The sequence below is a fragment of the Sphingobacterium shayense genome, from assembly GCF_013179575.1.
In the GTDB taxonomy this organism is placed as follows: Bacteria; Bacteroidota; Bacteroidia; order Sphingobacteriales; family Sphingobacteriaceae; genus Sphingobacterium; species Sphingobacterium shayense.
Genome location: NZ_JABMCQ010000148.1, coordinates 1 through 11,214 on the forward strand (window position 1 = coordinate 1; position 11,214 = coordinate 11,214).

14 protein-coding genes and 1 pseudogene are annotated in these 11,214 nt (G+C 38.7%); 10 read left to right on the forward strand and 5 right to left on the reverse strand.

Annotated elements, in window-relative coordinates; translation table 11 throughout:
- The 3 genes from HP439_RS14880 to HP439_RS14890 form a co-directional block, all read right to left on the reverse strand.
- On the reverse strand, positions 1 to 277 hold a 277-nt coding region (locus HP439_RS14880; RefSeq protein ID WP_172391130.1), incomplete at its 3' end, for a hypothetical protein.
- Between the two features lie 77 nt (positions 278 to 354).
- Positions 355 to 804, reverse strand: coding sequence for a protein-disulfide reductase DsbD domain-containing protein (locus HP439_RS14885; protein WP_172391131.1), 450 nt, complete (start codon positions 802 to 804; stop codon positions 355 to 357).
- Positions 805 to 918: 114 nt separating this feature from the next.
- Positions 919 to 1,692: a biotin--[acetyl-CoA-carboxylase] ligase gene (locus HP439_RS14890; protein ID WP_172391132.1), complete on the reverse strand. Its 774-nt coding sequence runs from the start codon at positions 1,690 to 1,692 to the stop codon at positions 919 to 921.
- Between the two features lie 48 nt (positions 1,693 to 1,740).
- Between HP439_RS14890 and rsfS the strand changes: the two genes are divergently transcribed.
- The 7 genes from rsfS (at position 1,741) to HP439_RS14925 (ending at position 7,327) form a co-directional block, all read left to right on the forward strand.
- Complete coding sequence (gene rsfS / locus HP439_RS14895; RefSeq protein ID WP_172391133.1) at positions 1,741 to 2,115, forward strand: ribosome silencing factor; 375 nt, start codon at positions 1,741 to 1,743, stop codon at positions 2,113 to 2,115.
- Positions 2,116 to 2,145: 30 nt separating this feature from the next.
- Entirely contained in the window at positions 2,146 to 4,212 is a 2,067-nt protein-coding gene (ftsH, locus tag HP439_RS14900) for an ATP-dependent zinc metalloprotease FtsH (protein WP_172391134.1), read from the forward strand.
- Between the two features lie 128 nt (positions 4,213 to 4,340).
- On the forward strand, positions 4,341 to 4,988 hold the full coding sequence (locus tag HP439_RS14905; protein ID WP_172391135.1) for a LutC/YkgG family protein: 648 nt from the start codon (positions 4,341 to 4,343) through the stop codon (positions 4,986 to 4,988).
- Positions 4,989 to 4,991: 3 nt separating this feature from the next.
- Entirely contained in the window at positions 4,992 to 5,627 is a 636-nt protein-coding gene (locus HP439_RS14910; protein WP_172391136.1) for a rhomboid family intramembrane serine protease, read from the forward strand.
- Positions 5,628 to 5,955: 328 nt separating this feature from the next.
- Positions 5,956 to 6,225: a YtxH domain-containing protein gene (locus HP439_RS14915; protein WP_172391137.1), complete on the forward strand. Its 270-nt coding sequence runs from the start codon at positions 5,956 to 5,958 to the stop codon at positions 6,223 to 6,225.
- Positions 6,226 to 6,402: 177 nt separating this feature from the next.
- The gene (locus HP439_RS14920; protein ID WP_216657865.1) at positions 6,403 to 6,834 is read left to right on the forward strand and encodes a hypothetical protein; all 432 of its coding nucleotides are present in this window, start codon (positions 6,403 to 6,405) and stop codon (positions 6,832 to 6,834) included.
- Entirely contained in the window at positions 6,809 to 7,327 is a 519-nt protein-coding gene (locus HP439_RS14925; protein ID WP_172391138.1) for a hypothetical protein, read from the forward strand. Before HP439_RS14920 ends, HP439_RS14925 begins: the two co-directional genes overlap by 26 nt.
- Here the strand turns inward: HP439_RS14925 and fcl are convergent.
- Positions 7,324 to 8,259 (reverse strand): GDP-L-fucose synthase, encoded by a 936-nt coding sequence (gene fcl / locus HP439_RS14930; protein WP_172391139.1) that lies wholly within the window; start codon positions 8,257 to 8,259, stop codon positions 7,324 to 7,326. The two genes, HP439_RS14925 and fcl, sit on opposite strands and share 4 nt — an antisense overlap.
- A gap of 57 nt (positions 8,260 to 8,316) precedes the next feature.
- Between fcl and trmB the strand changes: the two genes are divergently transcribed.
- Positions 8,317 to 8,973, forward strand: coding sequence for a tRNA (guanosine(46)-N7)-methyltransferase TrmB (gene trmB / locus HP439_RS14935; RefSeq protein ID WP_172391140.1), 657 nt, complete (start codon positions 8,317 to 8,319; stop codon positions 8,971 to 8,973).
- A gap of 20 nt (positions 8,974 to 8,993) precedes the next feature.
- On the opposite strand, the gene HP439_RS14940 is transcribed toward trmB, so the two are convergent.
- A complete protein-coding gene (locus HP439_RS14940; protein WP_246229380.1) occupies positions 8,994 to 9,734 on the reverse strand; it encodes an RDD family protein in 741 nt (246 codons plus the stop codon).
- A gap of 145 nt (positions 9,735 to 9,879) precedes the next feature.
- On the opposite strand from HP439_RS14940, the gene HP439_RS14945 reads away from it, so the two are divergent.
- Positions 9,880 to 10,842, forward strand: a complete 963-nt coding sequence (locus HP439_RS14945) for a stage II sporulation protein M (RefSeq protein ID WP_172391141.1) — start codon at positions 9,880 to 9,882, stop codon at positions 10,840 to 10,842.
- Positions 10,833 to 11,214, forward strand: a pseudogene (locus HP439_RS14950) (ABC transporter permease); the annotation flags it as partial. The gene HP439_RS14945 and the pseudogene HP439_RS14950, both read left to right, overlap by 10 nt.

The window sequence follows — 11,214 nt, forward strand, 5'->3', positions numbered from 1 at the left end:
AGAGAGAGGCTTTCTCCTGCGATTCAACAGGATTAGCAACAGGGCTACTTGAAAGGCTATCTTGTTTCTCAGCCTCAGCATTTCCATCGCTAAACTCAAGATCTTCCGGTATCGCTAACAGCGTGTCGCCCTCAGAAGATTCGGTATTCTCTGGTGCACCATCTGTAAACTCTACGTCATCAAATGAGATTAACGTATCTTGTTGTGCGAAAGATGTATGAGTAAATGAGAATATAAAAATTTGTAGAACTACAACGTATCTAAGAAAAAACTGCATAGTTATCGATCAATAAGACGCTAAAATAAAAAAAAGGCGGTAAACAACCGCCTTTTCGTATTCTATATTCACAAATACTACTTAATTGTGACTGTGAAAGCATATTCTTCAGGCGGTAAACAACGTTCCTTATCACAAGCCATAAATTCAACGACTCCTTTAACATTCGTTTGGCCCTTATTCAATTTTACCTTTTGTTGAAAAGTAACCTCGTTAATATAGTAGGGAACATTCATGTTAAATAGTTTTTCAAATTTTGATTTTGGCGCTGGTGCAGCGACTTTCCCGTTTAGTGTATACTCTTTTGATGGAGTAAACGTGAATGAAGTGGAAATCGGACCACCGTCTGGAACGCTTAAACCATATATATTCCAACCTTGCTCAATTGTTGCTTTAACGAAAACGACAGCCTCATTGCTGCTGAGTTTTTTAGACGCTACCGACCATTTTACAGGGTTGTAAATTTGAGCTACAGCACCTGAAATACCGAATAGTACGAGAGCTATTAATAAGCTTAATTTTTTCATGTTTATGATGTTTAATCTTCTATTGGACTGAATAAACCAAATTTAGTTTAAAGCATATGCCAATTATCGCACAAAGGTAACAAGACGGAGAACGGGAAGCAAGTAATTTTGTTGTTAAATTAGGAATCGAATTTCCTTAAGGTCAAAGGATTGAGTCGATTCGTTAATCAAAACAATTAATCTACCCACGGAATCAATTCCTTGAATAATGCCTTCTGTTTGTTTTCCGTTTATTTCGAATAGTTCTACTTTGCCAAGCTGGAACAGTGAAGCGGTGTATGCTGCCCTTATATTTTGAGAGTTCGTTAAGTTAGATTGTTTGTATAGCGTAAAAATTTCAGATAACATTTCTAGACAGCAGTGTTCGACCGAGAGTGGTTCGGTTGATCCTAAGTTTAATTTTAATGACGTCGCGAGCTTACTTAGCGAGGCGGGGAAATCCTGTTGGTTGATGTTAATTCCGATTCCGACGATTGAGGATTTAACCGTCTTTCCCTTTAATTGATTTTCAATTAATATCCCCCCAATTTTTTTACGACCTACGAAAATGTCATTGGGCCATTTTATGTATACGTCTTTTATATAACGTTTTAACCATTGTTGCACCCCGAGACAAATGACCATATTTAGGTTAAATGCATGTTGTATAAGTAACTCGCTTGGATATAAAAGGAGACTCATGCTTAAGTTTTCATTTGGTGTGGTTAACCAAGTATTTCCACGCTGTCCCTTTCCGTTTGTTTGGTGTTTTGCCATAATGGCAGTACCTTCAGCAAGTGGCTTAATATTTGACAAAAGTTCTTTTAAATAATCGTTCGTGGATGATACCTCATCAAGTACAATTAAATTTTGTCTAAGGTTAAGTCCGGAAAATGTGTTATTTTGCAAGAGAATAGTATTAGAAATGTACGGAACATTCAAAACTAATGTTTTTTAATGAATAAATTCACAAAAACGGAGTTGTCGGGAAGACTTGCAGAGGTTATCGTGGCCGGGATGCAAGAGAAAAAAGGCCACGAGATTGTGCGGATGGATATGAGGAAGGTGAATGCGACGCTGTCGGATTACTTTGTAATATGCCACGCTGAATCTAACATACAAGTTGGTGCGATAGCGAAGAGTGTAGAAGATGAAGTTTACAAGGCATTTGGTCAAAGACCCTGGAAGGTAGAAGGGCAAGGAAATGGAGAATGGGTTTTGTTGGATTTTGTGGATGTCGTTGTACATATTTTCAAGAAAGAGGTCAGGAGCCGCTACGGAATTGAAGATTTGTGGGGAGACGCCCAGGTAGAGTCCTATCAAAGCGCTTAGTTTAATAAGAAGTAGATATAACAGAATATAATGAAGAAAATCCCGAATAAAAAAGTTACCCCTGTACCTCCGAAGTTTAATATGATGTGGCTGTGGATATTAATTATCCTAGGTTTCTTTGGTTTACAGTTCTTATTTAGTGGTGAGACGGCAGAGAAGATTAGCTATTCTGAATTCGAGCAGAAAATGTTATTGCCGGGTGATGTAGATAAATTAATTGCCTATAAAAATAATGAGTTAGTTGATGTAGAGGTTTATATTAAAAAGGACAAGCTGTCTGAAGATAAATATAAAGACGTTGCACCTAAAGAGAACTCCTTAATGATGACACCGGCAACAGGTCCTCAGTACGTGTTTACTGAACCGACGCCAGATATTTTAGACAGAAAACTAAAGGCTTCTCAAGATAGTCTAGAAGCCGGTGCGGCGAAGATTTCTGTAAAATATGAGGACAGGACGAATCCATGGGCGGGTTGGTTTGTTTCTTTCATGCTTCCATTATTAATTATTGTCGGTATCTGGATGCTGCTCATGCGCAGGATGGGTGGTGGCGCCGGCGGTGGCGGAGGAGCGATATTCAATATTGGGAAATCCAAAGCGCAGCTTTTTGACAAAGAATCTCAAATAAATATAACGTTTAATGATGTTGCTGGACTTGAAGAAGCCAAAACAGAAGTGATGGAAATCGTAGATTTTTTAAAAAATCCACGGAAGTACACTGATTTAGGAGGTAAGATTCCTAAAGGCGCTTTGCTCGTAGGGCCTCCGGGGACAGGTAAGACCTTATTAGCAAAGGCGGTAGCTGGCGAGGCGCAAGTTCCATTTTTCTCCTTGTCTGGTTCAGACTTCGTTGAGATGTTTGTCGGTGTTGGAGCCTCGCGTGTTCGAGATTTGTTTAAACAAGCTAAGGAAAAAGCTCCGTGTATTATCTTTATTGATGAGATCGATGCTATTGGTCGTGCTCGAGGTAAAAACTCAGTTATGGGCGGAAACGATGAACGGGAAAATACATTGAACCAACTTCTGGTAGAGATGGATGGTTTCGGAACCAACGTAGGAGTTATTATTTTGGCCGCAACAAATCGGTTGGACGTACTGGATTCAGCGCTTCTACGCCCGGGGCGATTCGATCGTCAGATTTCGATTGATAAGCCTGACTTGATTGGGAGAGAGCATATTTTTAATGTTCACTTAGCGCCATTGAAGCTCTCTGAGGAAGTGGATGCTAAAAAGTTATCGGCGCAAACGCCTGGTTTTGCTGGAGCAGAAATTGCAAACGTTTGTAACGAGGCCGCTTTAATTGCTGCTCGTAAAAATAAGAATTCGATCGGTATGCAGGATTTCCAAGATGCCGTAGATAGGGTGATTGGAGGTTTGGAGAAAAAGAACAAGATTATATCTCCAGAGGAGAAGAAGATTGTTGCTTATCATGAAGCTGGTCATGCTATTGCCGGTTGGTTTCTTGAATATGCAGACCCTCTTGTAAAAGTCTCTATTGTACCGCGTGGGGTAGCAGCACTAGGATATGCACAATATTTGCCGAAGGAGCAGTTTTTGTATACGACTGAGCAGCTTCTTGATAGTATGAGTATGACAATGGGTGGACGCGTGGCTGAAGATATAACGTTTGGTCGAATCAGCACTGGTGCCCAAAATGATTTAGAGCGTATTACAAAATTAGCATATGCTATGACTGCGGTATATGGCATGAACGATAAAGTTGGTAATGTATCGTTTCGTGATAGTTCAGGAGAATCACAATTCCAAAAGCCGTATTCTGATCAAACGGCCGAGTTGATTGATGATGAGGTGCGTATACTAATCTCGGCAGTGTATGCCCGAACTAAACAATTGTTGCTTGAGAAGCAGGAAGGTTTAATTAAAATTGCGGAGAAGCTTTTAGAAAAGGAAATTCTTTTCCAAAGTGATTTAGAAGAGATTCTAGGCAAGAGACCTTTTGAAAATCGTACTACGTATGATGAGTTTGTGAATGGTGGTGCTGATGGGGGAGGTGTTCCACAAACAGATTTGCCGATTGAACTTCCTGAAAAGAGTACCAACAACGATGCTCAATCTGAGACTACGAAAGAGGCATAAAAACAAATTGGTAATACCATTTTTTTAATAATATCAAGACTTTTCTATCTGTTGTGCATAGAAAAGTCTTGAACATTTTTAGCTTTGCCCAACCCTGAACGTTGCGGGTTCCACCTTTGATCATTAAAATGAACATTAGAAATACAACAGCAAAAGAACAAATGCTTAAGAAGATTCGCCAAGCATTGCTTCAAAAGCGAGATAATCCGCATGTTGACTTTGAAGATTCTGCTTTGTATAAAGATGAGTCGGAGCCGCTTGACGTTACTTTTGCAAGAGAGCTTACCGATATTGGTGGACACTTTATCTACTGCGAAGGAGAGATTGCGGTTATTGAGAATTTGATTTTACTTGCAGAAAAGCTGAAATTATCGAAGCCTTTTGCTTGGGAACCCGACATTCAGAATCTTTTAAACCAATATGGATTTCCTGTATACACGGGGGAGCATTTTTTTGAAGATGCAGATGCTGGAATTACTACTTGTGAGGCCTTGGTTGCACGCAACGGGAGCGTCATAGTATCCAATGGAAATGCATCTGGTCGTCGTTTAAGCATTTATCCTCCTGTGCACATCGTCATTGCGTATGCTTCCCAACTTGTAATGGACATACGACACGGATTGAGCAAAATGAAAGAAAAATACGGGACACAATGGCCGACAATGGTTTCCACTATTACCGGCCCGAGCAGAACTGCAGATATTGAAAAAATGTTGGTATTGGGTGCACATGGGCCCAAAGAATTGTACGTTTTTTTAATAGAAGATCGATTTTAAATTATGAATAACCTTTTAAACTACCTTTATTATACGCCAGTCGCGTCCGTTATATTTGTGTTAACGATCGGACTTAGTTTGTTTGTGTTCTCTAATGAGAGTTATTTTGGAAAGCTGATGCTTCACCCATATGGGATAAAACGAAATAAAGTTAAGCTATATACGATTATAACTAGCGGTTTGATCCATAAGGACGGAATGCATTTACTGTTCAATATGTTTACCTTTTATTACTTTGGGTTTGCCCTAGAAGGTATGTTTGTTCAGTTCAGCGGTCCGATAGGGCATTTCCTGTTTGCAGCGTTTTATGTTTTGACACTTATTCTAAGTGATATACCTACCATCATACGACACAAAGATAATCCTGGTTACTTTAGCTTAGGGGCTTCTGGCGCAATATGTGCAGTATTATTTAGTTTTATATTGTTTCAGCCCAAACAAATGTTGGGATTATTTATGATTATACCTATTCCGGCATATTTATTTGCGTTTCTATTTTTAGGCTATTGTATTTGGGCATCGAAACAATCAAGAGATAATATCAATCACGACGCCCATTTGTTTGGAGCCTTATCTGGTGTGATACTAACCATTTTACTTTACCCTTGGGCAATTAGTAATTTTATTGATCAATTTTGACATTTTTATTTTTTTAAATCTGACAAAAGGGCAGTTTACCCTTGCCGAGTTCGTTGGAATAGCTGTAACTAATTTCCCTTTTTCTTTTACTGTATCTGGTTGCAAATTAGGCGTCTGATATCAACCATGTTATTTTTTGAAGCCTACGGCAGTCTTCAGTGAAGTGGCAGTAGGGTATACGGATTAATTTTGTTTGGAAAGATTTTTGTTGTAATTCGATATATGGGGCTTTGCCCCGAAAAGTTTCTTATTTTTAAAACGATTAATAAGGTTAGTTGTTTAACATATAACCGATATATTAGAATTAACACTTAAAATAGAGGATCAGATGAACGAAAACGGTAAAGTAGTAGCAGCATTGCTAGCAGGTTTAGCCGCAGGCGCGGTTATAGGGTTGTTGTTTGCACCAGAAAAGGGATCAGAAACTAGAGATAAATTGAACGAGTCTTTAGCCGATTTGGGTGATGTTTTAAAAGAGCGTGCAGAAGAGCAGTTTGATCAACTGAGCGAGCTCAAAGAGAAGTTAATGTCGTTAGTCAAATCAAAAGCCGCACAGGCTGAAGCTGTCGTGGATGACGAGATTGTCGAACACGCTTAATAACCTAAAACGACGTGTATAATGTGTTGGTAGCCATCGTCGTTTGGTTTCATAGATAAATTTTTGGGGCTGCAGTTAAGTGTCTCCTTCAGTTCATATGATGAAGGGTTGTATAAATACAAGAAGAATTCGGGTCTATAAATTTTTAATGGCCATAATTTTTCTAGAAAGGTAATTATGGAAGAAGAAAAGTTTTCAATTAACGATACTATCAAGACCGGGAAGGACTATGTAGACACACAGATTAAGCTGTTGCGTTTAAGAGGTTTGTCAAAGGGGTCACGCATTTTTGGGTCATTGGCATTGGATATTATTAAATTAGTATTCACCTTGTTTATCGTGTTCTTTTGTTCATTAGCTTTAGGTTTTTTTTTAGGGGAGTTACTTGGAAGCAACGCGTTGGGCTTTTTGTTAACGGGGGTTATATTTTTCGTATTGGTGTTACTGATACGTTTTTTTGAGCCTAAGTTGGAATCGTTTTTTGTTGATCTAACGATCCGAAAGGTTACTAGTAAATGGGATGACGATGACGATGACGATGACGATGAGGAAGAGATAATTGAAAATGCTAAAGAAAGTGCACATGATGAATTCGCAGAAAATAAATAATATACAAGATTTGTCAGCTGAGATAGCCCGGTTAAAAGCTCGAAAACGGGAACAACAAAGGGCTTTGGATAACCAGTTAAGGTTATTTAAAGATAAAGTAGAGGCGCCGGTTCGATTTGTTAAAAACATGGTGTCTAACATTCCTGGTGCGGGGGCCGTAACCGGTGTGGTGAAGGGAATAAGCCGAGCTACGCAAGGGAAAGATGCAGATTGGTTGACAAATGTATTGCAAGTAGGTGCACCTTTAGTGTTGAATTCGACCATATTACGTCATTCAGGTTGGCTTAAAAAGCTATTGGTACTCTTTGCTTCGGAAACTGCGATTGGTCAAGTCAATCAAACGAATATCAGTGGTTTAGTACATAAAATAACCAGTTTTTTAAAACCCAAGAGAAAGAAAGACAAGAAAAAAGCAAAAGGCTCAATTACTCCAGAGATGATGGAAAAGGAGTTTGCTGAAAATGGATCTACCCCTATAAAGGAAACCTATTAGGTATCTGTATTTTTATTTAAAAAATCTTGATAAGCAAGACGGATCCCTTTTTCGAGGGACGTTTTTGCTTTCCAGCCCAAACGGCTTAGTTTGGAAATGTCCATTAGTTTTCTTGGTGTTCCGTCAGGTTTAGATTTGTCGAATTCAATAAGGCCATTGTAACCGATTATTTCGCTAATCAGACCGGCTAACTCTTTAATACTCAGGTCTTCTCCAACGCCTACATTTATAAATTGTTCTTCGTTATATTTTTCCATTAAAAATAAACAAGCTTCGCCTAAGTCGTCTGCGTAGAGAAACTCGCGCAATGGTGCCCCGGTACCCCAGATGACAACCTTTTCAGAGCCAGCAACCTTCGCTTCATGAAAGCGACGAATTAATGCTGGTAAAACATGCGAATTTTCAGGATGGTAATTGTCATTAAGGCCATACAGGTTCGTAGGCATTGCAGAAATGAAATTGCAGTCATATTGCGCACGGTATGCCTCGCACATCTTAATTCCAGCTATTTTAGCTATGGCGTATGGCTCATTGGTTGGTTCAAGAAGGCCCGTCAAAAGTGAGTTTTCCTGTAATGGTTGTGGAGCTAATTTTGGATATATACAGCTTGATCCCAAGAAGAGCAATTTTTTAACTCCGTGAACGTGGCTCTCATGGATTACATTTGTTTGAATTGCAATATTCTCGTATATAAAGTCGGCTCTGTATGTATTATTTGCAATAATTCCGCCGACTTTCGCCGCTGCAAGGAAGACATAATCAGGTTTATTCTCCTCAAAGAAGGCGCGAACTGCAGTCTGATCGCGAAGATCAACTTCACTGCTTGTACGTTTGATAACATTAGTGTATCCTTCCTTCTCTAGAGCCCGGACAATCGCCGACCCGACCATTCCTCGATGACCCGCAACGTATATTTTAGCTTCTTTTTCCACTTTAACCTATTGATTCCTGCAAATATAAGGTTATTTTTGCGGACAAAATATCAAAAAATGGGTAAGGATAAGCTTCGTAAATTTGCGGAAGTAGCGACATTTACTAATGTTTTGCAGTTAGATGCAGGTAAAGAGTACAAAGGCCGTTGGGCAGCAAGGTTTTTTAAAAATGATAACCCCGTTATTTTAGAGCTCGCTTGCGGTAAGGGTGAATATACGGTTAACCTTGCTAAGCTATATCCAACCAAAAATTTTATAGGTATTGATTACAAAGGTAACCGGATCTGGCGAGGAGCGAAAACAGCAATTGAAGAGTCTATCAACAATGTCGGATTTTTGAGAATACAGATTGAAACAATTCTTGAACAATTCGGGCCTGGCGAGATTGATGAAATATGGATAACGTTTCCAGATCCTCAACCACAAGATAGTAGGGAAAAGAAGCGGCTAACCAACCCGAAATTTTTAGCGCGTTACAATGAGGTACTGAAGGATGGCGGGCTCATGCATCTGAAAACGGATAACGATGATTTTTATGCTTATACGATCGATCAAATCGAAAATTTAGGCCTTACGAAAATAAAGGAAACCACAGATTTATATAATTCGGATCTCGTGGACGAGGTGCTTTCCATAAAAACGTATTATGAGCGCAAATATTTGCAACATAATAAGAATATTAATTATGTTCAATGGAAGTTTGGCGCTAAGTAGTCGTCCTTTTGGTTTAACAATTATCTGTTTTTAAAGGTATAATAATAATCTTTGATAATAAGGTCGATAAATTCTTCTGGCCGCATTTGAGGCTTAACTTCTAGCAACTCAACGAGGCGATTACTCAGCGCGAGAATAATATTGTAATCTTTTCGTTCGTACCCCTTGTTATAAATATCTTTTATATTGTTAACGTCTTTGTCCGTAAGACGTATTACTTGAGGGAAGGTAATGCTATATTCTTTGGTGATTTCGGCGAAGAGGGTTTGTTGTATCATGGTATTCTGTTTGATACTTATTACAGCAGTGTCTGCGGCGATATCACCAATTCGTTGAGCTTTTTTTGTGACGATGATGCTCGCGATCCCAATCGCGCCCATACCGAGGAAAACATCTATTATTGTACATATCCAGCGGATAAAATACTGATATAATGTCGCTCTAGTGCCATCAATTTTTACAACTTTTATTTTTGTAATCTTTTTTCCGACGGTTTGACCATTAAAAAATGTTTCCGTACAGAATGGGTAAAAGAATGCAGGGAGGCAGAGTAGACCGTACACGCCTGCCACTAACCATGAATCATCACGGAGAAAGAGCCCAAGTTTGGCTAAAAGTAAATAGATCAACAAAATATAGCAGAATATTAAAAAATAATCGATTGCGAATGCAACGATACGGGTGCCTAACGACGCAAGGTTGTACTCAAACTTAACATTTTGAGGGGTATTAATTGAGAGGGTATTCATTTTTTGGTCCATCAGTTCGTTTTCTGTTTTTGGATGATCAGTCGAGTTCTTTCAATGAATCTACATGCTAATATCGTGAAAAAAAAACTCGGTTTTAGTTTAAAATAACGATATGAATATTTCATATATTTGATCGGATAAGCAAAAAACTTAAATTATGAGAGAAGCCTCTTTTATTGATCGAAATAAAGAAAAGTGGATTCTAATAGAAAGTAATCTTCGAAATAAGATTAATGTGGCACCAGACATACTTGCTTCTAATTATATAGAATTGACTAATGACCTTGCTTATGCCCAAACATTTTATCCGGAATCTAAAACGAGGGTATACTTAAATGAGCTTGCGATTTTAGCGCACCAAGAGCTGTATCGGGATCAAAAGGCGTCAGGGAACCAAATAGGAAATTTTTTATGCAATGAAATCCCTAAGGCGATATGGACGATTCGCCGACCGCTGCTTTATTCGTTACTTATTTTTGGTTTTTCGATCGTTCTGGGATTCGTATCTGCGCATTATGATATGGATTTTGTTCGATTAATTTTGGGAGATTATTATGTGGACATGAGTCTGGAAAATATAGAAGCTGGAAATCCAGCGGGTGTATACCAGCAAGGGAATGCTTTAGGGGGATCACTAGCTATTACAATAAATAATGTCAGAGTTGCTTTTATGGCTTTCGTGTTTGGTGTTTTTTATAGCCTCGGAACAGGATTTATACTATTTAACAATGGTGTTATGGTAGGAGCATTCCATCACATGTTTTACGAACACGGGGTAATAGTTGAAGCGATGTCGGCTATTTGGATTCACGGGACAATAGAGCTATCGGTGATTGTTGTTGCCGGTGGCTGCGGCTTAGCGATTGGAAACAGTATTTTGTTTCCTGGCTCTTTTACTCGTTTAGAGTCATTTAAAAGCGCGATCAAAAATGCCAGTAAAGTATTGGTGAGTACTATACCTTTGTTTATTGTGGCGGGCTTTCTAGAAGGATTTATAACTAGGCATTACCAAGTGTCTTTAGGATTATGTTTGGCGATAATTTTGTTGTCGTTTACATTGGTAATTTATATTTATGTTTTACGACCTTTTCAATTAGCTAAAATCAACGGATGGAAATAAATTTTGAATTTCGTAAAGAGCGTAAACTTGGGGAGATTGTTCAAGACTTTGTTAATCTAGTACGTTTGATTTTTGAACATTTCGTTCGGACGATTCTAGGTTTAGCTGCCATTCCGCTCTGCCTAATATTGGTATTAGTTTATTTTGGAACCACGAAGATCAATCTAACAACTAGCGAGGGTTGGGAGGGGAATCGTGAAGTTATTTTGATCGCTATTTTGACCGCCTGTATTTTGGTGGTAGTAAGTTTGATATTTTATGGTTTGGCAATCGAATATTTCATACTCCTGAAAAACAAACGTAGTACAGCGTTTGGAACGAAAGATGTTTGGGATGGATTTAAACGGAATATTCGTAAATATTTCGTATTTC

Bases quoted from the DNA above. Each gene is read 5' to 3' on its own strand.
- HP439_RS14920 (WP_216657865.1), top strand. From the start codon at position 6,403: ATGGAAGAAGAAAAGTTTTCAATTAACGATACTATCAAGACCGGGAAG.
- HP439_RS14940 (WP_246229380.1), bottom strand. From the start codon at position 9,734: ATGGACCAAAAAATGAATACCCTCTCAATTAATACCCCTCAAAATGTT.
- HP439_RS14925 (WP_172391138.1), top strand. From the start codon at position 6,809: ATGATGAATTCGCAGAAAATAAATAATATACAAGATTTGTCAGCTGAG.
- HP439_RS14910 (WP_172391136.1), top strand. From the start codon at position 4,992: ATGAATAACCTTTTAAACTACCTTTATTATACGCCAGTCGCGTCCGTT.
- trmB (WP_172391140.1), top strand. From the start codon at position 8,317: ATGGGTAAGGATAAGCTTCGTAAATTTGCGGAAGTAGCGACATTTACT.
- HP439_RS14885 (WP_172391131.1), bottom strand. From the start codon at position 804: ATGAAAAAATTAAGCTTATTAATAGCTCTCGTACTATTCGGTATTTCA.
- HP439_RS14905 (WP_172391135.1), top strand. From the start codon at position 4,341: ATGAACATTAGAAATACAACAGCAAAAGAACAAATGCTTAAGAAGATT.
- HP439_RS14915 (WP_172391137.1), top strand. From the start codon at position 5,956: ATGAACGAAAACGGTAAAGTAGTAGCAGCATTGCTAGCAGGTTTAGCC.
- HP439_RS14945 (WP_172391141.1), top strand. From the start codon at position 9,880: ATGAGAGAAGCCTCTTTTATTGATCGAAATAAAGAAAAGTGGATTCTA.
- rsfS (WP_172391133.1), top strand. From the start codon at position 1,741: ATGAATAAATTCACAAAAACGGAGTTGTCGGGAAGACTTGCAGAGGTT.
- ftsH (WP_172391134.1), top strand. From the start codon at position 2,146: ATGAAGAAAATCCCGAATAAAAAAGTTACCCCTGTACCTCCGAAGTTT.